22 protein-coding genes are annotated in these 22603 nt (G+C 64.6%); 14 read left to right on the top strand and 8 right to left on the bottom strand.

The window, feature by feature from the left end; genetic code table 11:
• Positions 1–426, bottom strand: a 426-nt coding sequence (locus tag LQT98_RS20970) for a uroporphyrinogen-III C-methyltransferase (RefSeq protein WP_231464931.1), incomplete at its 3' end; no start/stop codon positions are given.
• Positions 427–515: 89 nt separating this feature from the next.
• Between LQT98_RS20970 and LQT98_RS20965 the strand changes: the two genes are divergently transcribed.
• From LQT98_RS20965 to LQT98_RS20940, 6 genes are all read left to right on the top strand, one after another.
• Complete coding sequence (locus LQT98_RS20965) at positions 516–1007, top strand: c-type cytochrome (protein ID WP_269326108.1); 492 nt, start codon at positions 516–518, stop codon at positions 1005–1007.
• 33 nt (positions 1008–1040) lie between these two features.
• A complete protein-coding gene (locus LQT98_RS20960) occupies positions 1041–2468 on the top strand; it encodes a cbb3-type cytochrome c oxidase subunit I (protein ID WP_048409438.1) in 1428 nt (475 codons plus the stop codon).
• A gap of 37 nt (positions 2469–2505) precedes the next feature.
• The gene (locus tag LQT98_RS20955) at positions 2506–3081 is read left to right on the top strand and encodes a cytochrome c oxidase subunit 3 (RefSeq protein ID WP_231464929.1); all 576 of its coding nucleotides are present in this window, start codon (positions 2506–2508) and stop codon (positions 3079–3081) included.
• Between the two features lie 189 nt (positions 3082–3270).
• Complete coding sequence (gene rquA / locus LQT98_RS20950; RefSeq protein WP_231464927.1) at positions 3271–3978, top strand: rhodoquinone biosynthesis methyltransferase RquA; 708 nt, start codon at positions 3271–3273, stop codon at positions 3976–3978.
• A 159-nt stretch (positions 3979–4137) separates the two neighbouring features.
• Positions 4138–4566 carry a hypothetical protein gene (locus LQT98_RS20945; protein WP_231464925.1) on the top strand — a complete coding sequence of 143 codons (429 nt, stop codon included), beginning with the start codon at positions 4138–4140 and terminating at the stop codon, positions 4564–4566.
• 212 nt (positions 4567–4778) lie between these two features.
• Complete coding sequence (locus tag LQT98_RS20940; protein ID WP_231464924.1) at positions 4779–5906, top strand: pyridoxal-phosphate-dependent aminotransferase family protein; 1128 nt, start codon at positions 4779–4781, stop codon at positions 5904–5906.
• A 103-nt stretch (positions 5907–6009) separates the two neighbouring features.
• On the opposite strand, the gene LQT98_RS20935 is transcribed toward LQT98_RS20940, so the two are convergent.
• Positions 6010–6792: a ferredoxin--NADP reductase gene (locus tag LQT98_RS20935; protein ID WP_048409443.1), complete on the bottom strand. Its 783-nt coding sequence runs from the start codon at positions 6790–6792 to the stop codon at positions 6010–6012.
• A 44-nt stretch (positions 6793–6836) separates the two neighbouring features.
• Between LQT98_RS20935 and LQT98_RS20930 the strand changes: the two genes are divergently transcribed.
• Both LQT98_RS20930 and LQT98_RS20925 read left to right on the top strand, forming a co-directional pair.
• Positions 6837–7007, top strand: coding sequence for a hypothetical protein (locus LQT98_RS20930; RefSeq protein WP_156183819.1), 171 nt, complete (start codon positions 6837–6839; stop codon positions 7005–7007).
• Positions 7008–7181: 174 nt separating this feature from the next.
• The gene (locus tag LQT98_RS20925) at positions 7182–7358 is read left to right on the top strand and encodes a hypothetical protein (protein WP_156183820.1); all 177 of its coding nucleotides are present in this window, start codon (positions 7182–7184) and stop codon (positions 7356–7358) included.
• Positions 7359–7508: 150 nt separating this feature from the next.
• On the opposite strand, the gene LQT98_RS20920 is transcribed toward LQT98_RS20925, so the two are convergent.
• Together LQT98_RS20920 and LQT98_RS20915 are read right to left on the bottom strand one after the other, a co-directional pair.
• Positions 7509–8549, bottom strand: coding sequence for a glycosyltransferase family 4 protein (locus LQT98_RS20920; RefSeq protein WP_231464922.1), 1041 nt, complete (start codon positions 8547–8549; stop codon positions 7509–7511).
• Complete coding sequence (locus tag LQT98_RS20915) at positions 8537–9367, bottom strand: UDP-2,3-diacylglucosamine diphosphatase (RefSeq protein WP_231464920.1); 831 nt, start codon at positions 9365–9367, stop codon at positions 8537–8539. The genes LQT98_RS20920 and LQT98_RS20915 overlap by 13 nt, the downstream gene beginning before the upstream one ends.
• A 226-nt stretch (positions 9368–9593) precedes the next feature.
• Between LQT98_RS20915 and LQT98_RS20910 the strand changes: the two genes are divergently transcribed.
• Together LQT98_RS20910 and qseC are read left to right on the top strand one after the other, a co-directional pair.
• A complete protein-coding gene (locus LQT98_RS20910; RefSeq protein WP_231464918.1) occupies positions 9594–10256 on the top strand; it encodes a response regulator in 663 nt (220 codons plus the stop codon).
• Positions 10253–11605, top strand: a complete 1353-nt coding sequence (gene qseC / locus LQT98_RS20905; protein ID WP_231464916.1) for a quorum sensing histidine kinase QseC — start codon at positions 10253–10255, stop codon at positions 11603–11605. The genes LQT98_RS20910 and qseC overlap by 4 nt, the downstream gene beginning before the upstream one ends.
• 273 nt (positions 11606–11878) lie before the next feature.
• Here qseC and LQT98_RS20900 read toward each other — a convergent pair whose 3' ends face one another.
• Positions 11879–12280: a hypothetical protein gene (locus tag LQT98_RS20900; RefSeq protein ID WP_231464914.1), complete on the bottom strand. Its 402-nt coding sequence runs from the start codon at positions 12278–12280 to the stop codon at positions 11879–11881.
• A 269-nt stretch (positions 12281–12549) separates the two neighbouring features.
• Positions 12550–14526, bottom strand: a complete 1977-nt coding sequence (locus LQT98_RS20895; RefSeq protein ID WP_231464912.1) for a TonB-dependent copper receptor — start codon at positions 14524–14526, stop codon at positions 12550–12552.
• Between the two features lie 118 nt (positions 14527–14644).
• On the opposite strand from LQT98_RS20895, the gene LQT98_RS20890 reads away from it, so the two are divergent.
• The 4 genes from LQT98_RS20890 to LQT98_RS20875 all read left to right on the top strand — a co-directional run bounded on the left by LQT98_RS20890 (position 14645) and on the right by LQT98_RS20875 (position 20556).
• Positions 14645–15922 (top strand): ATP-binding protein, encoded by a 1278-nt coding sequence (locus LQT98_RS20890; protein WP_231464910.1) that lies wholly within the window; start codon positions 14645–14647, stop codon positions 15920–15922.
• Complete coding sequence (locus LQT98_RS20885) at positions 15922–16446, top strand: response regulator transcription factor (protein ID WP_231464908.1); 525 nt, start codon at positions 15922–15924, stop codon at positions 16444–16446. Before LQT98_RS20890 ends, LQT98_RS20885 begins: the two co-directional genes overlap by 1 nt.
• Positions 16447–16651: 205 nt before the next feature.
• The gene (locus LQT98_RS20880; RefSeq protein ID WP_231464906.1) at positions 16652–18280 is read left to right on the top strand and encodes a 3-(methylthio)propionyl-CoA ligase; all 1629 of its coding nucleotides are present in this window, start codon (positions 16652–16654) and stop codon (positions 18278–18280) included.
• 398 nt (positions 18281–18678) lie between these two features.
• Positions 18679–20556 (top strand): methyl-accepting chemotaxis protein, encoded by a 1878-nt coding sequence (locus LQT98_RS20875; RefSeq protein WP_082151001.1) that lies wholly within the window; start codon positions 18679–18681, stop codon positions 20554–20556.
• Between the two features lie 63 nt (positions 20557–20619).
• Here the strand turns inward: LQT98_RS20875 and LQT98_RS20870 are convergent, their stop codons facing one another.
• Positions 20620–20991, bottom strand: coding sequence for a CesT family type III secretion system chaperone (locus tag LQT98_RS20870; protein ID WP_231464904.1), 372 nt, complete (start codon positions 20989–20991; stop codon positions 20620–20622).
• Between the two features lie 11 nt (positions 20992–21002).
• The coding region (locus tag LQT98_RS20865) for a type III secretion system effector inositol phosphate phosphatase (protein WP_231464902.1) at positions 21003–22603 on the bottom strand (1601 nt) is incomplete at its 5' end.

Genomic DNA, 22603 nt, shown 5'->3' with positions numbered 1-22603 from the left:
GCCCAGCGCGGCGCTGACGCCCGGCACCGCCTCGCAGCGGATGCCAGCCGCCAGCAGCGCGTGCATCTCCTCGCCGCCGCGGCCGAACATGAAGGGATCGCCGCCCTTCAGCCGCGCCACGCGCAGACCCTGGCGCGCCAGCGCGATCATCAGCTGATTGATTTCGGCCTGCGGCAAGGTGTGGCGGCTGGCGCGCTTGCCGACACAGACGCGGCGGGCGGAGGGTGGTGCCAATCTCAGGATCTCGGGATCTATCAGGTGGTCGTACAGCACCGCGTCGGCCTGGGCCAGGCGCTGCGCGGCGCGCACGGTGAGCAGATCGGCGCAGCCGGGGCCGGCACCCAAGAGCACGACGCTGCCGGGTGGAAACGGAGGGGCGGCGGTTTCCTGTCCGGCGCGGGGAAGGGGAGCAACAGGGCGGATCATGGCGGTCTCCAGGGCATGGCGAGGACGAATGACGCCAGTGTAGAAAACCGGACGGCCGGAAATCGTTGATTCGAATCAATGCTCACGGGATGCCCGGATCCGTACAGTTCGGCCCGAGTACCGCGCCGGCGGTGCAAGCATTCGAGGAGGACATGATGAGCGCGAGCTTCACCAAATCGACCGCCCGCAATATTTTTTACGGCGGCTCGGTTTTCTTTTTTCTGTTGTTCCTGGGGCTGACCCTGGATACCACCCTGGCCCTGCCCAGCCATAACGCCAAGGCCCAGCTCACCGAGCAGGCGGTGCGCGGCAAGAAGATCTGGGAGACGCGCAGCTGCGGCGGCTGCCACACCTTGCTGGGCGAGGGCGCTTACTTTGGGCCCGAGCTGGGCAACGTCTATGTGCGCCGCGGCCCGGAATTCATCAAGGGCTGGATGCAGGCGATGCCGACCAATGCGCCGGGCCGCCGCCAGATGCCGCAGTTCCATCTGAACCCGGCCGAGCTGGACGACCTGGTTGCCTTCCTGAAGTACGCGTCGCAGATCAACACCAATAACTGGCCGCCCAATATCGAGGGCTGATCCCGTCCCATCCCTTTATCTTTGGAGAACACAATGAGCAACGCTACCGTGGCCACGCCGCCGCGCGGCGCGACCGCAGCCGTCGCGCAGGTGCGCTACCGCTCGCAGGCCGTGGCCAAACCCTATTTCATCGCCGCCATCGGCCTGTTCATCGGCCAGATCGTGTTTGGCCTGATCATAGGCCTGCAATACGTGATCGGCGATTTCCTGTTTCCCGCCGTGCCCTTCGGCACCGCCCGCATGGTGCACACCAACCTGCTGATCGTCTGGCTGCTGTTCGGCTTCATGGGCGCCGGCTATTACCTGATCCCGGAGGAGAGCGAGCGCGAACTGCACAGCCCGCGGCTGGCGATCATCACCTTTTGGGTATTCCTGGTGGCCGGCGCGCTGACCATACTCGGCTACCTGGGCCTGCCCTACCATGAACTGGCCCGGCTCACCGGCAACGACCTGCTGCCCACCATGGGCCGTGGCTATCTGGAGCAGCCGCTGATCACCAAGGTGGGCATCGTGCTGGTGGCGCTGTCCTTCCTCTACAATCTGTCCATGACCCTGCTGGCTGGCCGCAAGACCAGCATCAGCATCGTGATGATGCTGGGCCTGTGGGGCCTGGCGGTGTTCTTCCTGTTCTCCTTCGTCAATCCCAACAACCTGGTGCTGGACAAGTACTACTGGTGGTGGGTGGTGCACCTATGGGTGGAAGGCGTGTGGGAGCTGATCATGGGCGCGATGCTGGCCTTCGTGCTGGTGAAAGTGACCGGGGTGGACCGCGAGGTGATCGAAAAATGGCTGTACCTGATCATCGCCATGACCTTGATCACCGGCATCATCGGCACCGGCCACCATTATTTCTGGATAGGCGTGCCGGCCTACTGGCAGCTGTGGGGCTCCATCTTCTCCGCGCTGGAACCGGTGCCCTTCTTCATGATGACCCTGTTCGCCTTCAATATGGTCAAACGCCGCCGCCGCGAACACCCCAACCAGGCCGCCACGCTGTGGGCGCTGGGTACCGGGGTGATGTCCTTCCTCGGTGCCGGGGTGTGGGGCTTCATCGGCACGCTGTCGGTGGTCAACTACTACACCCATGGCACCCAGGTGACCGCCTCCCACGGCCACATGGCCTTCTACGGTGCTTACGTGATGGTGGTGCTGACCATGATCTCCTACACCATGCCGCTGCTGCGCGGGCGCGAGGCCAATTGCGCGCAGGCGCAGAAGGTGGAAAAAACCGCGTTCTGGGTGATGACCCTGTCCATCGTGGCTATCACCTTGTGCCTGACCGCCGCCGGCGCGGTCCAGGTATGGTTGCAGCGCATGTCCGCCACGCCGCTGTCCTTCATGGAAACGCAGGAACGGATCATGCCCATCTATTGGGGACGTTGGGTGTTCGGTATCAGCTTCTTCTGCGGGCTGGTGTTGTATGTGATCAGCTTCTTCGTCACTGGCAAGCGCGAGGATTGACGGTGGCTGGAGCTGCGGCAGGGAGAGGGCTGTCCATATGGAACTAAGCGCGCCGCAGCAGCGCCGCGTGCCGGGCGATCTGGCGATGTGGTGTTTCATTCTGGCTGAGCTGGCGGTGTTCGGCGTGTTCTTCCTGGCCTATGCCTGGGCGCGCCGGCAACAGCCGGCGTTGTTCGCCGCCGGGCAGGGCGGGCTGGAGCTGGGCCTGCCCACGCTCAACACTCTGTTGCTGCTGGCCGGCAGCGCGGCCATACTGGCCGCGCTCAGCGCTTTTTCCGCCGGCAGGCAGCGCGCCGGACGGCGCTGGCTGGCGCTGACCCTGCTGGCTGGCGGCGGCTTTCTCGCGTTGAAAGGCTATGAGCTGGTAGGCAAGGCGGTGCAGGGCATCACCTTGTCCAGCAATGAGTTCTGGATGTTCTACCTGTCGTTGACGGTGTTTCATTTCCTGCACGTGGTGCTGGGGATGGTGATCGTGGCGGCGGTGTGGTGGCTGGCCCGCGACGGCCGTTACCAGCCGGGGGCGATGGACGAGGTGGAAACCGCCGCCGCCTACTGGCATATGGTGGACCTGGTGTGGCTGCTGTTGTTCGCCCTGGTGTATGTGGCGCGTTAGAACTTGTTCCTGCGGGCCCGCAAGAGCGTGAGCCGGCCGCTGGGCGGACTGGCTAGCCTGGCCCCAGAAATGGCCAGGACGAAAGGCGGGCTGCCGCCGGCCTATCCGCCAGCTTCTTGGCTTGCCTCAAAAAATCCGCCGGCCGGTTTTGCTAGTCTGGAAACTCTCCTGTTTGCAGATGGCTGTGCGATGACTCAAAACCACCCCAAACTGCCGGTCGACCCGTATTACGAGGGCGTGCCGGAATACATGACCCAGGTATACGACTGGGCTTACGTCAACCCGCGCAAGGCCGGCTGGCTGGATCGCAATCTGGTGGTGCGCGTCTTGTTGTTCTTCAACGATCAAAGGCTGATGCGCGCCTATCTGGAGCAGATCCGTCCCGGCGACAAAGTGTGGCAGGTAGCCCATGTCTATGGCGACCTGGTGCAGCGCGCGGCGGATCGGGTGGGCGAGGATGGGCGTTTCGTGCTTACCGACATTACCCCGGTGCAGATCGAGCACGCCGAGCGCAAGCTGCGCGACCGGCCGCAGGCCGCGGTGGTGCGCGCCAATGCCGGCGATTACCGGCTGGAAGCGGACGACTTCAATTTGATCTGCAGCTTCTTCCTGCTGCACGAGGTGCCGGATCATCTGAAGCGCGCCATCATTGACAATATGCTGGCGCAAGTGCCGGCCGGCGGTCGCGCGGTGTTCGTCGATTACCACCGGCCCAAGCCATGGCAGCCGATAGGCTGGCTGCTCAAATGGGTGAACCGCGTGCTGGAACCGTTCGCCGAGGCGCTGTGGACGCACGAGATCCGCGATTACGCGCAAGCGGCCGACGATTTCGACTGGCACAAGCGCACCTTGTTCGGCGGGGTGTATCAGGTGACGACCGCGAAGAGGAAGCGTTGAGAACATGCCGTACTTGACGTTACACGGGCTTACAAGCGACTAACAGACCCGGGCAGGGGGCAGGACTAGGATACGTCTCAAGGAAGCGCCAAACCCGGCGCGATGTGATCGGTGAACGGGAGCTCGAGGCTCCCAAGACTGAAACTGGAGAGATGCATCATGAACAAACTGACTCTGCTTGCCCTGACCGCCGCTTTCGGCCTGAGCTCCGCCGCTGGTTTCGCCGCCGAAACCGCCAAGCCGGTTGCTTCCGCCCCGGTCGCCAAAATGGCGCCGGCCGCCAAGAAAGCTGAAAAGCACCCGGCCAAGATTCACCACGCCAAGAAAGGCGAAAAGGTAGCCGCTTCCGCTCCGGCGCAAAAAGCCCAGGCCGCCAAGGCTGAAGCGTCAGCTCCGGCCAAGGCCAAGCACGCCGCCAAGAAGCCGCACGCCAAGCATGCGAAGAAGGCCGCTTCCGCCGCCGCCCAGAAAGCCCAGGCCGCCAAGTCCGAAGCTTCCGCTCCGGCCAAGAAAGTGGAAAAGAAAGCCGCTTCGCACAAGAAGCACGCCGGCAAGGCCAAGAAGGCCGCTGCATCGGCTGCCAAATAAACCGGACCTCGCGTCTGGCTCGCTAAAAAAAACAGGCCCCTCAGGGAGGCCAGGATTCAAAGGAGGCTTCGGCCTCCTTTTCTTTTGGCCGGCCGCCGGGCGGACAGGCGTGCGCGGTGGCGGGATGCTGTTACACTCAGACGCTCGATGCCGACCGCATGCCCCGGCATCGTCATCGCTTGATCCGTTCATTTCGCGCTTAAGGAGCCGCCATGCTAGTCGCCCCGCAAGTTTCCGCCTTCCATCCGCCGCGCCGCATCCTGATGGGGCCGGGCCCGTCCGATGTCTACCCGGAAGTGCTGGCCGCCCAGGCTCGCCCCACCGTCGGCCATCTGGACCCCTTGTTCGTCGGCATGATGGACGAGGTGAAAAGCCTGCTGCAATACGCGTTCCAGACCTCAAACACTATGACGGTGGCGCTGTCGGCTCCGGGTTCGGCCGGCATGGAAGCCTGCTTCGTCAATTTGGTGGAGCCGGGCGGGAAGGTCATCGTTTGCCGCAACGGCGTGTTCGGCGAGCGCATGCGTCAGAACGTGGTGCGCCTGGGCGCGGTGCCGGTGCTGGTGGACAGCCCCTGGGGGCAGCCGGTGGACCCGGACGCGGTGGAGAGCGCCTTGAAAGCCAATCCGGACGCACGCTTCCTGGCCTTCGTTCATGCCGAGACTTCCACCGGCGCGCTGTCCGACGCCAAGACGCTGTGCGCGCTGGCCAAACGCCACGGCTGCCTCAGCATCGTCGACGCGGTGACCTCGCTGGGCGGGGTGGAGCTGCGGGTGGACGAATGGGGCGTGGACGCGGTGTATTCCGGCAGCCAGAAATGCTTGTCCTGCGTGCCCGGTCTGTCGCCGCTGTCGTTTTCGCCGGCGGCGGTGGAAAAATTGCAGGCACGGCAAAGCGCGGTGCCCAGCTGGTTTCTGGATCAGACCCTGGTCATGGCCTATTGGGGCGGCGGCAAGCGCAGCTATCACCACACCGCGCCGGTGAACGCCTTGTACGCACTGCACGAATCGCTGCGCCAGTTGGCCGGCGAGGGGCTGGAAGCCGCCTGGCAGCGCCACCGCGACATGCATCTGCTCTTGCGCGACGGCTTGGAGAAGCTGGGCCTGAAGTTCGTGGTCGACGCCGCCGCGCGTTTGCCGCAGCTGAACGCGGTGTATATTCCCGAGGGCATAGACGACGCGGCCACGCGCAATCGTTTATTGCAGGAATACAATCTGGAAATAGGCGGCGGCCTGGGCGATCTGGCCGGCAAGGCCTGGCGCATCGGTCTGATGGGCTACGGCGCGCGTCGCGAGAACGTGGCCTTGTGCCTGAAGGCACTGGAAAGCGTGCTGAAGTAAGCACGCTTTCCCTGTCCGGTGGGCGCGGGATAACGCGCGTCGCCGGGACATGAAAAACGCCATCCGTGAAGGATGGCGTTTTTGCTGCGAGCCAGGCTCGGGCCTATTTTTCGACGAAGGCGCGTTCGATCGCGTAGTCGGCCGGCTCGCCCATGCGCGGCGATTCCTTGAAGCCCATGCCGTTCAGGATCTCGCACAGATCGTGCAGCATGGACGGGCTGCCGCAGATCAGCGCGCGGTCGTGTTCCGGGTTCAGCTGCGGCAGGCCGATATCGGCGCACAGCTTGCCGTTGGTGATCAGGTCGGTCAGCCGGCCCTGATTGCGGAACGGCTCGCGGGTGACCGTCGGATAATAGATCAGCTTTTCACGCACCATTTCACCGAAGAATTCGTTTTCCGGCAGTTCCTTGGTGATGTAGTCGTGGTAGCCCAGTTCGCTGACCCAGCGCACGCCGTGGGTCAGGATCACTTTGTCGTAGCGCTCATACACGTCCGGGTCTTTGATGATGGACATGAACGGGGCCAGGCCGGTGCCGGTGGACAGCAGATAGAGGTTTTTGCCGGGCAGCAGATTGTCCTGCACCAGCGTGCCGGTGGGCTTCTTGCTGATCATCACGGTGTCGCCCACCTTCAGGTGCTGCAGGCGGGAGGTCAGCGGACCATCCTGTACCTTGATGCTGTAGAACTCCATGTGTTCTTCGTAGTTGGAACTGACGATGGAGTAGGCGCGCATCAGCGGCTTGCCGTTGACTTCCAGGCCTATCATCACGAACTGGCCGTTGATGAAGCGCAGGCCGGCGTCGCGGGTGCAGGTGAAGCTGAACAGGGTGTCGTTCCAGTGATGGACGGACAGGACCTTTTCGGAGGTCAGGTTGGGAGAGGACATAAGGTTTGCTGCTCGCTAATTTATGAAGTAGAAGCTCGAAAAGTATGGGGCCGATTTTAACCGGTTTGTCGCATCGCCGCTTGTTCTTGCTGGGCAAGCGCGGTGAGGTCGACGTTAAATTCAATTGGAACAGCATGTTAACCGACATTGTCGCCGCCGCCGAACGATTGTTTTCTGATGTGTTTATCGCTGTGCGTTATTTGCCGGCGATGTAACGAAAGAGGGCGTCACCATGGCGGGACGCCCTCTCAGACAACATCATAGAGAAATACTGTGCGCTTTACCCTTGCCGGCCTTAACTACCACAACCTAGCCGCAAGACCGTTACCAAAGAACGGGCTGTCAAAGACAGCGCAACGACGATGCCGTATCGTGGCGGAGCCGTCATCATGACTGACCACCGCGCTTGTGTCCTTGATGGACATCACAGAAAGACCAACCGCTTCTTTCTTATTGGCAAATCGACAAACGGTAATTTCAAGTTTGCTAACTCTGAATTTGGCGGACCGGCCGGGCCGGGACTGCTGCTGCTCCGTCTTGGAGGCTGGCTTGGCGTTGCGGACTGAGCCGATTTGGCTGGCCGTGTTTATTGGCCGATGCTCAACGCGTGGATCACTGGATGGCCGCCGGCATTCTGCCATGAAAGCATTCGGAACCCTCCCTGTCGTGTTGACCATTTCACTATACGACTCGGCCACGGCCAATGCAAGCCGGCCTCAGCCGGCCTTTGGGTCCGGCAGCGGCGCGCCCAGCGCGAGCCGGGCAGGACGCAAGTGCTGCTCGAACTGGCGGCTGGCGGCCTGCCAGGAATAGCGCTCGGCGATGGCGCGAACATGGCCGCGGTCCAGTTCCAGCGCCTTCAGGCAGGCGGTGCGCAGGTCGGCGTCCAGCACGCCGGCTCCGCTGTCGCCGACCACGTCCAGCGGCCCGGCCACCGGATAGGCCGCCACCGGCGTGCCGCAGGCCATCGCCTCCAGCAGCACCAGGCCGAAGGTGTCGGTCAGGCTGGGAAACACGAAAACGTCGGCGGCGCGGTAGAAGCGCGCCAGCTCCTGTTGCGGGAAGATGCCGGCGAAGTGGACGTCTTGATACTGCTGTTTCAGCCGCGTCAGCTGCGGGCCGTCGCCCACCACCCATTTGCTGCCCGGCAGCTCCAGCTTGAGAAAGGCTTCGATGTTCTTTTCCACCGCCACCCGGCCTATGTAGACGAAGCGTGGCGGTGCGGTGCCGTCCAGCCGTTCGCGAGGGCCGGGGCTGAACAGCGCGGTGTCCACGCCGCGGCTCCACAGCTTGACGTTCTGGAAGCCGCGGGCGCTCAAATCGTCGGCGATGGACTGGGTGGGCACCATCACGCAATGGGCGGCGTTGTGGAAGCGGCGCATCCAGGCGTAGCTGAGCGCCAGCGGCAGCCGGCAGCGGGCGTGCACGTATTCCGGAAAGCGAGTGTGATAGGCGGTGGAAAAGGCCAGGTCGTGACGCAGGCAATAGCGGCGCGCGGCCAGACCCAATGGGCCCTCTGTCGCGATGTGGATGGCGTCCGGCGCGAAGGCGGCGATGCGGTCGGCCACTTTGCGGTAGGGAAACAGCGACAGACGGATGTCGGGGTAGGTGGGGCAAGGCAGGGTGCGGAAGGCCTGCGGCGTGATCATTTCCACCTGGTGTCCGAAGCCGCTCAGCTCGCGCGCGGTTTCGGTCAGCGAGCGGACCACGCCGTTGACCTGGGGCAGCCAGGCGTCGGTGACAATCAGGATGCGCATGTCGTCTCCTTGTGGTCGGCTTGCGCCGTTTGGGCTTGCAAGGCGGCGGCCGGCTGTCCCATTTGGGTCCAGTACAGCACTTCCAGCCGTCCATCCGGATGCTCCACCAGCGCGGACAGGCTTTCCACCCAGTCGCCGCTGTTGCCGTAGAGAATGCCGTCGATGTCGCGGACCTCGGCCTTGTGGATATGGCCGCAGACCACGCCGTCGAAGCCGCGCCGGCGCGCTTCGCCGGCGAGAATGGTTTCGAAGTTGCTGATGAAGTTGACCGCGTTTTTGACCTTGTGCTTCAGGTATTGCGACAGCGACCAATAAGGCAGGCCCAGCTTCAGCCGCGCCCAATTGAAGCCGCGGTTCAGCTCCAGGATCAGGGTGTAGAGGCTGTCGCCGACATAGGCCAGCCATTTGGCGTACTGGATCACGCCGTCGAATTCGTCGCCGTGCAGGATCAGCAGGCGCTTGCCGTCGGCGGTGTGGTGTTCCGCTTCTTGGCGGATGGCGATGCCGCCGAAGTCCAGGCCGGCGTATTGGCGCGCCGCCTCGTCGTGATTGCCGGGAACGTAGATCACCTTGGTGCCCTTGCGCGCCTTGCGCAGCACTTTCTGCACCACATCGTTGTGGCTTTGCTTCCAATACCAGGATTTCTTCAACTGCCAGCCGTCGACGATGTCGCCGACCAGGTACAGGTATTCGGATTCGTGGCAGCGCAGGAAGTCCAGCAGATGGTCGGCGCGGCAGCCGGAGGTGCCGAGGTGGACGTCGGAAATCCAGATGGCGCGCAGTTGTCTGGCGCTGTCGGGGGCGGGGTCTGGCTGCATGGCGGCTCCGTCGTCCTGAGAACTGCAGGCGATGCTGCCTGCGGCAAGTGACAGCCGCGTGAGATTTCGGTGACGGCGCGATGAAATTTCTTCCGTGTCCAGGGTTTAAGATTGTCTTAAGAGGCGCGTGTTGCAATCGGGTCCAAGGAGGGCGCGGTTGTTCCGGCGGCGAGAGCGCGCTAGGCTTCGGCAAGAGAATGAACGCCCGGCGACGGAGAGGCAGAAAATGCGGGTTTTGGTGGTGGAGGACGATGCCCAGATCGGCGACGGGCTGAAAATGGGCCTGGAGCAGCTGGGCTTTGTCGCGGACTGGTTTCGCGACGGCAAGCAGGGGCTGGCGGCGCTGAGCGCCGCGCCCTACGACGGGGTGGTGCTGGACCTGGGGCTGCCGGGCATGGACGGCATGGACATCCTGTCGGCGTGGCGGCGCGGCGGCCAGGATGTGCCGGTGCTGGTGTTGACCGCGCGCGACGCGCTGGCTGACCGCGTCGGCGGCTTGGACGCCGGCGCTGACGACTACCTGGTCAAGCCTTTCGCGCTGGCCGAGGTGGCTGCGCGGCTGCGCGCGCTGCATAGGCGCCGCCATGGCCAGAGCCATCCGGAATTGCGGCATGGCCGTCTTTGCCTGGATCCGGTGGCGCGCGTGGCGACGCTGGACGGCGCGCCGCTGGAGTTGACCGCGCGCGAACTGGCGCTGCTCGAGCTGCTGCTCAGCCACAAGGGGCGGGTGCTGCCGCGTGAGCTGATCGAGGACAAGCTTTACGGCTGGGGCCAGGAGTTGGAGAGCAATGCGGTGGAAGTGCATGTGCACCATTTGCGCAAGAAACTGGGCAGCGCCTTCATCCGCACCCTGCGCGGCGTGGGTTACACCTTGGGAGAGCCAGCATGAGAAGGCCGCGCAGCCTGCAGGCGCGCTTGCTGCTGCTGTTGTTGCTGATCGTGCCGCTTATCTGGCTGGTGGCGTCGGCCACCGCCGCCTGGCTGGCGCACGAGGAGGTGGACGAACTGTTCGATACCCAGATGGGGCAGTTCGCCCGCCAACTGCTGTTAGTGGAGGTCAGCGAGAACTCCCTGGTCGATCTGCCCAAGCTCAAGCACCTGCTCAAGCACGCGGACAAGGGGCAGATGGACAATGACGATTTCGGCCTGGCGGTGTGGGACCGCCACGGCAATCTGCTACTCAGCGACGGCCGTGGCCGCCGTTTCGATTATGAACCGGAACGGCGCGGCTTCCACGATTATCGCGGCAAGGACAGCGATCACAACTGGCGGCTGATTTATCTGGCCGCGCCGGATGGTTCGCGGCTGGTGGCGGTAGGGCAGAAGCAGGGCCTGCGCCACGATATGGTACTGAAAGTGGTGTCCGCCCAGCTGCTGCCATGGCTGATCGGCTTGCCGGTGATGCTGTTGCTGATCCTGATGGCGGTGCGTCGCGAGTTGGGACCGCTGAAGCGCCTGGCCGCCGGCATTGCCCGGCGCGCGCCGGACGATAGCGAGCCGGTGCCGCGCGAGGTGCCGCAGGAGGTGCTGCCGCTGGTGGACGCGCTCAATGCGCTGTTCGCCCGTATCGCCGCCACGCTGGAGCACGAGCGGCGCTTCACCGCCGACGCCGCCCACGAGCTACGCACGCCGCTGGCGGCGCTGAGGGTGCAGGCCGAGGTGCTGGAGCTGCTGCCGGATGAAGCCAAGCGCCGGCATGCGCTGCGACAGTTGATGCTGGGCATAGATCGCGCCACGCGCTTGGTGGAGCAGTTGCTGGCATTGTCGCGCCTGGATCCCTTGAGCCAGCCGCGGCAAGGCGAGCCCATCGCCTGGGCGGCGCTGGCGGAGCGTCTGCTGGCGGAACTGGCGGCGGAGGCGGCGGGCAAGAAGGTGAGCCTGGAGACGGAGTGGCGATGTGCGCCGGAGCGGGTCTTGCCCTTGAGCGGCGATGAAACCCTGGTGACGCTGATGTTGCGCAATCTATTGGAAAACGCGGTTCGCTACGGCGCGACAGGCGGCACGGCGCGGCTGGTGTTGGACGAGGACAGCGTGACGGTGCAGGACCGCGGTCCGGGCGTGGCGCCGGAGTGGCTGGAGCGGATACGCGAGCGCTTCTTCCGGCCGCCGGGCCAGGATGTGGCCGGCAGCGGCCTGGGCCTGTCCATTGTCGAGCGGGTGGCGGAGCTGCATGGTTTGCGGCTCAGCCTGGCCAACCGCGATGGCGGCGGGCTGGAGGCCGGATTGAGACGGCGCTGAGAAACTGTTCCAAGTCCGCTGCGCTTCGTGAGGCGTGGCACGGGGAGTACGCCCTCGAAATGCTCATGTACCACGAGCGCATTCCGCTTTCTCAGCGGTTTTCGCCTTGTCTCGCTCTTGCTCGCGAGACTTTGAACAGACGCTGGGACTGCGGCAATTCGCCGCATGGGAGCGGCGGGGGATTCCGGCTATGCTGGTGGTGCTGGCCCTGACGCAGCCAGCTCTCTAAACAATTGGTTGCAGCCCGCCGGTTTCGGCGGGCTTTCTTTTTGTTCAGCTGGGGTGTTTCGGCGAGCCAAAGCGCATCAGCCAGAACAGCGCGTTGCAGACGCCGCCGGCCATGGCGCCGAGGTAGAGGTTCATGATGTCGTTGTAGAGTAGCGGTTCGGCCAGCCGGGCGTAGACAAAGGTGATCACGCTGCCGCTGAAGGCGCCGGGCAGGAAGGCGACCAGGGCCAGCAGCCAGCGCGGCCAGCTGTGCTGCCAGCCGGCGATGGGTCGGGCCAGCAGCATGCGCAGCAGGCAGAGCAGCAGGCCGAAACCCAGCGCTGGGATCGCGCCCATCAAATAAGCCATCATCGGCATCACGCCGCTGGCCAGCAGCGCCACCAGCGGACCGAGCAGGATGAACAGGGTCAGGCCGCAGGCGAGTATTTTCAGATAGGGCGTTTTCATCCGGCGGGAGCGGGCGGTGGCAAAAGGCCTCCAGCCTAGCAGACTGGGGGCCTGGCGGCGAGAGGGCGCGCGCTCAGAACCTGTTTACGCTCTGCTGCGCTGCGGCGATACGGCGTTGAAAACACCTTCGAAATGCTCATGTACCGCTGGTACATTCCGCTTTCTCAACCGCAACGCCTTGGCTCGCTCTTGCTCGCGAGATCGTAAACATGTTCTCAGAGCCGGCTCAATGCCGTATTGCCGACGCGCGGCAGGCATTGAGCAAGTTCTCAGAACTGCAGCTGCACGCGGCTCCACACGGTGCGGCCCGGCTCGTTGACCTGGTCCACTCGCTCGTAGCCGGCCACCATCGCGCCGCCCTTGCTGACGCTTTCGGCATAGGCCTTGTTGAACAGGTTGTCGACGCCGAACAAGAGCTTGGCGTGCTTGTTCAAGCGCACGCCGCCGTCCAGCGACACCACGCCGAAGCCCGGCGTCACGCCGATATCGGTGCCAACGATATTGCCCTGGCCCGGCGCCACGCGATCCTGGCGCTGCACGCCGCGCACGGTGAGGCCGGCCGCGTACTTGCCGTTGTCCCATTTCAGCGCCGCCTTGGCATCCAGCGGCGGGGTCTGGCCCAGCGGGCGGTGTTCATCGAGGTTGGCGGCCCAGACCCAGGCCAGGCTGCCGGACAGCGTCCATTCCGGCGCGAAGCGCCAGCTGAGATCGCCTTCGAAACCGTAGCGGCGCGCGTCGATATTGCGGGCGCTGCCACCGACGAGGCCGGGCTTGCCCTCCACCAGGATGAAGTTCCGCACGCGGCTGGCGTAGGCGGACAGCGAGCCTTGCAGCTTGTCGCCGCGATAGAGCAGGCCGGCGTCCAACTGGCGGTTGATCTCGCTGTTCAGGCTGTCGCTCTTGTTGCGCTCCCAGAAGTCCGGCGCGCGTTCCGCCTGGCCAAAGCCAAGGTAGCGGGTCCAGTTGCCGGCGCTGTGTTCGTAACGCAGGAAGCCGGCGTTGAGTTGGTACTGGCTTTCCTGGCGTGCTTGGGCCGGCTTGCCCATGGCCGCGGCCTTGGGCTCGAACACCGCCTGGGTCTGGTCGCGGCGCAGGCCGGCGATCAGTTTGCCGCCGTCGCCCAGCGGGTGGCTGGCCTCGGCGTAGACGCCGTGGCTGTCGAAGCTCTGATTGGGGATGCGCGGCTGGTCCACGTAGGCGCCGGCGTTGGGGCCTTTGCCCATGCGGCTGCGATGGCGGTCGCGCAGCCAGTCGAAGCCGGCGCTGACTTCCCAGTCGCCGAAGGCCATGTCGGCGCCCAGGCGGCCGGTATCGGTGGCGCGGTCCGGGTTCATCGCCGCGCGATCGGCCGGCGCGGTCCGCGGGCGCAGCGAGTAGTTGTCCATCACGTGATCGACTTCGCTGTGGCCCAGCTGCAGGCGCAACGCGTCCAGCCAGCCGCTGAGATTGCGGCGCTCGGCCTTGAAGCTCCAGGCGTCGCGGTCGAACTTGCTGCCGTCCATGCCGCGGTCGGCGTAGGCGGCCTGGCCGCGGCTGCGGTCCAGCGCCAGTTCCAGCGTGGTGTCCCGGTCCGGGGTCAGGCCGGCGATCAGGGTCTGGCTGTCGCGATCGAAGCTGGAGTGGATCTTGCGGCCATTGCCGTCCTTGTAATCGCCGCCGTGGTTGTGGCTGGCGATGGCGCGCACATAGCCCAGGCTGGAGCCGAAGGCGGCGTCGGCATAGGCGTCGTTGCGGTCGGCGTTGCCGCCGGTCAGGCTGCCGTTGAAACGCACGCCGGCCTCGTCGAAGCGCTTGGTCTTGCGCTCAAAGTTGACGCCGCCGCTGATCAGGCCGGGGCCGAGCTTGACGCTTTGCGGGCCCTTGACCACGTTCACCTCGTCGTAAGCGTCCGGATAGAGATAGGCGGTGGGCGGGTCCATGCGACCGCCGCAGCCGCCGAACACGAAGTTGCCGTCGGCGAGGATGGCCAAGCGCGAGCCGCCCAGGCCGCGCAGCAGCGGATCGCCGGAGGCGCCACCCTTGCGGATCACATTGAAGCCGGGCAGGCCCTTGAGCAGGCCGGCGCCGTCTGCGGACGGCAGCGGCTGGCGTGGCGCGCGCGGGTCCACCGACATTTTCAGCGGCTGTTCCGCCTTGGTGGCGGTGACCAGAACCTCCTCGCCGCGGAATTCCGGCAGTTCCTGAGCAAAGGCTTGGCCGACGGCTATCACCAGCGGAATCGGCAGCAAATAGTGTTTTTTAGGCATTTTAGAAACTAACGTTAACAAATTCGAGAGTGACAATTCTAAATTGCATGATGTGGCGGCCCAATGCGGCAAAGTGTCGCAGCGCCGTGCGTTGCCGCATGGTGATAAAGTGTCGGCCATGATTGCCGGATTCCCTGTTTCCTCCCCCCGCCTGGGCCTGACCGCGGACATCGCGCGCTCGGCGCGGCTGATAGGCTGGCTGCGCTGGCTGATGTTGTTGCTGGGCTCCTGCGTGGCCTTGGCCTGTTGGTGGCAGCACGTCTATCTGCCCTGGCCGTTGTTGATCCAGGCGCTGCTGACCCTGGCTGCGCTCAATGCCGCGCTACCGTGGTGGCTGCGTCGCGGCGGCGACCCTTTGCTGGCCTTGCGTTTGGGCTTGTCCGCCGATGTGCTGGTGCTAACCGAGCTGCTGGCCTTCACCGGCGGCGCGGCCAATCCGTTGGCCTCGCTGTTTTTGCCGCCGGTGCTGTTCGCCGCGCTGCTGTCGCCGGGCCTGTTCGCCTGGGCGTTGGCGCTGGCCAGCGTCGTGGCCTACGGCCTGCTGTTCGAATGGCATTTGTCCTGGCCGGTGGACCACGTCAACGCGCTGCACATCTTCTCCATGCACCTGACCGGCATGTGGCTGAGCTTCGCCTTGTCGGCGTTGCTTATCGCCGGCTTCGTGTCCTGGCTGGCGCAGCAGCTGGCCTTGCGCGAGGCGGCGCTGGCGGCGGCGCGCGAAACCCAGCTGCGCGACGAACAACTGCTGGCGGTGGGCATGCAAGCGGCCGGCGCCGCCCATTCCCTGTCCACGCCGCTGAATACCATGACCTTGCTGGTGGACGAGTTGCTGGCCACGCGGCAGCCAGACGCCGAGCTGATGGCGGATCTGAGACTGATGAAGGCGCAGTTGGCCAATTGCGGCAATGCCTTGGCGCGCTTGAAGCTGGGCTCTGAGTCGGCGCCAGGCGAGAGCGCATTGTTCGCCGCGCTGACCGAGCGCCTGGCTGGCTGGCGTTCCTTGCGGCCGGACGTGAGGCTGGACTGGCGGGCGCCGCAGGGGCCGGACCCGCTGGTGGCGCTGGACCCGGCGTTCTGGCCGGCCTTTTTCAATCTGATCAATAACGCGGCCGAAGCCGGCGGCGGCGAGTTGACGGTGGCGGCGCGGCTGGAGGAGGGCGTGCTGCTGCTGGACATCAGCAATAGCCAGGGCTGTCTGACCGAGGAACAGTTGGAGCGCGCCGGCCTGACGCCGCTGCCGTCCAGCAAGCCGGTGGGCATGGGGCTGGGCGTGATGCTGAGCCACGCCACGCTGGCGCGCTTGGGCGGTTCGCTGCGGCTGTTGAACCGGCCGGAAGGCGGTGTGCACGCGCAAGTGCGGCTGCCGCTGCTGGTGGACGACAAGGACGGAGCCTGATGCTGGATTTTCTATTGGTGGACGACGACGAGGCCTTCGCCGCCATTCTGGCGCGCTCCTTGAGCCGGCGCGGCTACAAGGTGCGCGCCGCGCAGACCGCGGCGCAGGCGCTGGAGCTGGCCGGCGACACGCCGGCGCGCATCGTGCTGGACCTGAACCTGGATGGGGATAGCGGCCTGCGCCTGTTGCCGGCGCTGCACACCGCCTGCCCGCACAGCGCCATTTTGATTTTGACCGGCTACGCCAGCATCGCCACCGCGGTGGAGGCCACCAAGCTGGGCGCGGTGCAATACCTGGCCAAGCCGGCGACGGTGGACGAGATCCTGGCCGCTTTCGAGCAGCAGCAGGCCAATCCGGAGCTGCCGCTGACGCCGCAGCCGATGTCGCTGCGGCGGGTGACCTGGGAGCATCTGCAACGGGTGCTCAGCGAGAACGACGGCAATATCTCCGCCACCGCGCGCGCCTTGAACATGCACAGACGCACTTTGCAACGGATGCTGGCCAAGAAACCGGTAAAGAGTTAGTCGCGGCTGTTGTATTGCTACAGCATTTTAATTGCGGTTGTGACTGGCCGAATATGGATTGTGACGGGCTTTGTTTTTTAATTACCCAATAATGATAAGGGTATAAATTTGGCTTGGCCGCGCCATCAGAAAAATTGATTGGAGCCTTGACTCTAGCCTGCCGTATGGTGAATCCCCAAAACCATGCCAATAGAGGGGTGACACCATGCTTCACGGACAGATGATGGACCGGCCGCTGTTGATTTCCGATCTGCTGCGCCACGCGGAAACCTATCATGGCGATACCGCCATCGTGTCGCGCACGGTGGAAGGCCCCATCCATCGCTACACCTACCGTGAGGCGGCCAAGCGCGCGCGGCAGCTGGCCAATGCGCTGGCGGCGCTGGGCGTGCGCCAGGGCGATTGCGTCGGCACCCTGGCGTGGAACGGCTATCGCCATTACGAGAGCTATTTCGCGGTGTCCGGCTATGGCGCGGTGTGCCATACGGTGAATCCGCGGCTGTTCGCCGAGCAGATCGCCTGGATCGTCAACCACGCGGAAGACCGCGTGCTGATGTTCGATCTGAGCTTCCTGCCGCTGGTGGAGCAGATCGCCCCGCAACTGGGCACGGTGGAAAACTTCGTGTTGATGGCGGACAAGGCGCATATGCCGGCGCAAACGCCGCTGTCCAATCTGCTGTGTTACGAAGACCTGGTCAACAGCCACAGCGATCAATATCAATGGCCGCTGCTGGATGAAAACGCCGCCTCCAGCCTGTGCTACACCTCCGGCACCACCGGCAATCCCAAGGGCGTGCTGTTCTCGCATCGTTCCACCGTGCTGCACGCCTACGGCAGCGCCTTGCCGGACAGCTTCGACATCTCGGCGCGCGCCTGCGTGATGCCGGTGGTGCCGATGTTCCATGTCAACGCCTGGGGCCTGCCCTATAGCTGCACCATGAACGGCAGCAAGCTGGTGCTGCCCGGACCCAAGCTGGACGGCGTCAATCTGTACGAACTGATCGAGGCCGAGCAGGTGACGGTCACCGCCGGGGTGCCGACGGTGTGGATGATGCTGTTGCAGCATTGCCAGAAAAACCATCTGAAGCTGCGCTCGCTGAAGAGAGTGATCGCCGGCGGCTCGGCGGTGCCGGAAAGCATGATCGAGCAATTGGCCGAACACGGCGTGGAAATGCGCCAGTTGTGGGGCATGACCGAGCTGTCGCCCTGCGGCACCACCGGCACGCCCAAGCTCAAGCACGAGGGTTTGGACCAGGCTGGACTCAACGCCTTGCTCAGCAAACAGGGGCGGCCTATCTATGGCATCGAGCTGCGCATCGTCGACGATGTCGGCAAGCCGTTGCCGCATGACGGCGTCGCTTTCGGCAATCTGCAGGTGCGCGGCTTGTGGGTGCTGTCGCAATACTTCCGCCGCGAACTGGACGCCAGCCACAGCGCCGATGGCTGGTTCAATACCGGCGACGTGGTGACCATAGACGCCGACGGCTTCATGCGCATCACCGATCGCACCAAGGACGTGATCAAGTCCGGCGGCGAGTGGATCAGCTCCATCGAGTTGGAAAACATTCTGGTCGGCCATCCTGCGGTGGCGGAGGCGGCCGCCATCGGCATTCCGCACCCCAAATGGGACGAACGGCCGCTGATGGTGGTGGTGCTCAAGCCCGGCGCCAGCGCCACGGTGGAGGAGTTGCTGGGTTTTTACGAAGGCAAGATCGCCAAGTGGTGGACGCCGGACGATGTGGTCTTCGTCGACGAGCTGCCGCACACCGCCACCGGCAAATTGCAGAAAGTGCGGCTGCGCGAGCAGTTCCGCGATTATCGCTGGCGTTCCTGAGCCTGGCCGCGGAATGGGCTGGACTGAATAGAGTAATTACGCTACAGTGGCGGCTGCACTGAAAACCGCATGGTTTTGAGGTGTTAGCCCCTCGAAATGTCGGCCGGCGTGCCGGACGACGTTTCTTCCTCGTGTTGGCCCCTGCCGTTGTCAAACCGCAGGGGGTTTTTTTTGCCCGCCGCGCGCGTCAGTCTTCCCGCCTTCCTGTGTTTGATCAAACAAAATCATAATCTGTCACAACGGTACCCATATTTGATATTTATAAGGGGTGACTTCCGTTAAACTGGCTGGATATAAATCAACAATAACAATTGGCTGCCAACGGTATCGGGGAGTGTCGCCGGAAACGCGCGACAGCGGAGCCATGGTTGTCAATCACGCGAGAAAAAGGACTGTTCATGAAATCTCTTCGTAGTCGGCTGATCGCCCTGAACGCGCTGCTGATGGCGGTGTTCGGGCTGGTGCTCGTCGTCATCGTGTTCGTGCAGATGCGCACGGAAATATTGCAGGGCCTGGACCAGGAATTCGAAGCCAGCCTCAAGGGGCAGAGCTCGGTGGTGACCACCTGGCTGGGAGAGAAGAAACAGCAGATCGTCGCGCAGAGCACGATGGCGGCGGAATCCGACGCTATCCGCTTCCTCAAGACAGGCGCCAAGGCCGGCGGCTTCAATGTCAATTACGCCGGCTACGCCGACGGCCGCTCGCTGTTTTCCGACGACTGGGTGGCGCCGGCCGATTACAAGGTGGCTGACCGCGACTGGTACAAGCGCGCCAAGGATAGCGGCCAGGCGGTGGTGACCGATCCCTATCTGGACGAAGCCACCAAGAAGCTGACGGTGACCATTTCCGCGCCGTTCAGCCACAACGGCGCCTTCGCCGGCGTGGTGGGCGGCGACGTGATGGTGGAGGCGCTGGTGAAATCGGTGCTGGGTCTGAAAGTGCGCGGCAATGGCTACGCCTTCATCATGGACAAGAAGGGCACGGTGATCGCCCACCCGCAAACCGACCTGGCTTTGAAGCCGATCACCTCGGTGGCGCCGGAATTGACGCCGGAGCGGCTGGCCGACATCGTCAGCCACGACCAGGCGTCGGAAGTGCAGATCGGCGGCCAGAGCATGCTGCTGTCGGCGCAGGAAATCCCAGGCACCAACTGGGTGATGGCCCTGGTGGCTGACCGCGCCACCGTGCTGGCGCCGCTGACCACGCTGCTGTACACCATCGCCGGCCTGACCGCGCTGGTGTTCGTGCTGATGATTCCGCTGGCGAGCTGGGTGATAGGCCGCATGTTGGCCGGCCTAGTGCGCTTGAAGAACGCGATGGAAGACATCTCTCATGGCGAAGGCGATCTGACCTTGCGCCTGAAGGATGACGGCCAGGATGAGATCGCCGCCACCGCGCGCGCCTTCAACACCTTCGTCGCGCAATTGGCCCAGCTGTTCCGCGGCCTGAAGCAGGATGCCGCCGGCGTGGTCAGCGGGGTGCAGGACGCCAGCCAGCTGGTGGCCGGCGTCGCCGACAGCTCGCGCCATATTTCCGATGTGTCCTCGTCCAACGCGGCCACGCTGGAGCAGATCACGGTATCCATCTCCCACATCGCCGACAGCGCGCGCCAAGCCGATGAACTGACCAGCCTGACCGGCGCCAGCCTGGAGGCCAGCGCCAGCAATATGCAGCGTCTGTCCAGCGGCATGGAGGGCACGGTGCAGTCGGTGCGCGGCCTGGAAACCATGTTGTCCTCGCTGGACAAGCGTTCGCAGGAAATCTCCGGCATCACCAATGTGATCCGCGACATCGCCGATCAGACCAATCTCTTGGCCTTGAACGCGGCGATTGAAGCCGCGCGCGCAGGCGAACAAGGCCGCGGCTTCGCGGTGGTGGCGGACGAAGTGCGCAAGCTGGCCGAACGCACCGCCCAGGCCACGCTGGAAATCTCCAATATGGTCAGCGCGATTCGCGACGAAACCGGCCGCGCGGTCAGCGATGTCAACCAGACCGTGGCCGCGGTGGACGAGGGCGTGGAATTGACGCGCGAAGCGGTGGCCAAGATCGAGGAAATCCGTGCGTCCATGCTGGACGTGGTGGCCAAGATGAACGAGATTTCCGATTCGACCAGCGAGCAACACAAGGCAACCACCTTGATCGCGCAAAGCTCGGAGGCGATCAACGGCCATGTGCTGGAAAACGACGATGCCTTGCAGAATGTCAGCAGCACCTTGACCGGCTTGTCGCTCAATGCCGGCAAGATGAACGCCGAGTTCGACAAATTCCGTTTATAAAAGGCGAGCGCAGCAAAACACGGCCGGGGAGCATGCTCCCCGGCCGTTTTCACGTGTGGCGGATCAGCCGGCTTGCGCATCCAACCGGCCACCCAGCCCCAGTTCGGCCTGCAGGCCGCGGGCGACGCCAACCAGGAACTCCAGCCCGGCTTGCAGCTCGGCGCCGCTACTGTCGTCCGGCAGCCGCAGCAGCGCCAGCAGCAGTTCGCCGTCGGCGTCCGCCGCCAGCGTGACCCGATTGGCGAAGTTGTGCTGCAGCAGGCGCTGCAGCGTGCCGGCGTCGGCGGGCAGCGCGCCCAGCGGGCACACCATTTCCAGCCCGGAGGCGCTTTCCTCGAAGTGCACCGCGAAGTCGTCGCCGAAGAACAGCACCGGCTCCTCGTCGTCCAGTGCCAGCCCCAAGGTGTCGTACAAACTGAGCAAGAGCGTATTCATCGCGCGCCTCCTCAGGATTTGAGCAGGGTGGACAAGCCCTGCGCCTGCTGCCAGGCCGCGGCGTCGCCGACGCGCCGGGCGTAGGACAGGTTGAGCAGCGAGCCGAAGGGCAGTTGCTTCATCACCTTGTTGCCGGGCGCGCCGGTATTGTAGGCCTGCACTTCCAGGTTGCCGCCCTGGGTCAGCACCTTGCCGAATAGTTCGCGCATGCCCGCATCCAGCGCGGCCTCGGGCTGGCTGGGCGCGCGCCCCTGATGCTGGGCGATCGCCTCGCGCTTGATCTCGGCGTCCAGCATGCCGGTGCGGTCCTTGCCGCTCTTGCAGTTCCAGCACGGCACCGCGCCGATCTCGAAGGCCAGCATCGCCACCCGCTGCGCCGCCTTGTAAGGCTCGCCGCCATCGCGGCGATGGGATTGCCGCGCCCAGATGTCCTTGAGCTGCCTGGCCATGGTTTCAACCCGATCGCCATTGGCCGGATTTCGCGCCAGATAGTCGCCCACCCAGCCGCCAAGCGCGGTGTCCGGCTTCAGATTCGGACCCAGCAATTGATGCAAGGCTTCGAGGTTGAGCTTGTCGGATTCTCCATGGCCCATGCCCAGCTTGAGCGCCAGCTCATTGACGCCGAAATTGAAGGCGGCCACCTCCAGCTTCACCTGAACGGCTTGCAGCTCGCCATCGGCGTTTTTGACTTGCAGCGTCAGCGGCTGCGGCGCCGAGCTCAGCGCGCGCCAGGCGCCGATCTGATCGCGCAGCATGCCGCCTTCACCGCCCAGGCCCGGCGTGACCAGCGCGGTCGAGGTCAGCCGCAGGGTGACGGTGTCGCCGGCCAGCGCTTGTCGCAGCGTGTCCGGCTGCGAAAACAGCGCGGCGGTGGCGACCTCGGTCGCGCGTTGGCGCGCGCCGTCCTGACGCCGCGTGGCGTCTTCCACGCCATAGGGCGACAGAATGCCGTGGCGAATCCCCTTGAACAGGGTCCGCTGCGCGTCGTCCGCGTCCGGACTATGCAGTTCGGACAGCCACAGATTGGCGGCGTGGCTGGTCTCGGTGGTGGAGGCCGAGCAGACGCCCTTGTCGTGGTAGCCGTTGGGGAAGATATCGCCGGCGCCGCCCAGCTTCATTTGCCCGGCCGGAGTCAGGGTGCAGCTGTATTCGCGCCCATTGTGTTGCAGGCGGTTTTCCACCGTCTGCCACGGGCGCTGGTTCAACAAGCGGGTGCTGGCCTGCTGCAATGAGGCTTTGGCTTCGCGCTGCGCCAGCTTGGCCGGCAGGCCAGCCCGGGTCAGCGCCGTGGCGATCACTGTCCTTACATCGCGGCTCAGCTGTGAATTGGAGGCCATTTCCCGCGGCTGCACCGCGCGGTCTGGCTTGAAGCGGGCGGCCTGCAATTGCTCGGCCATCGCGTGCAAGGTCTTGGCCTCGGCGCTGTCCCCCAGGCCGAATCCATGCAAGGCCAGGTGGGCGGCTTCCAGTTTGTGGCTTTGCAGCGCGTACAAGCCGTGCAGCGAACGCGAGGACGCCTGGGGCGCTTGCGCGTGCTGGCTCAGGTGGCTGAGCCAGCCGCCATCGGGGGCCACGCGCTGGATGTCGGCGGCGCTGAGCTTGCGCGGCGCCG

The organism is Chromobacterium aquaticum, from assembly GCF_021129195.1.
Lineage (GTDB): Bacteria > Pseudomonadota > Gammaproteobacteria > Burkholderiales > Chromobacteriaceae > Chromobacterium > Chromobacterium aquaticum.
Note: the sequence above shows the minus strand (reverse complement) of the source record. Positions and strands in the feature narration are given on the sequence as shown.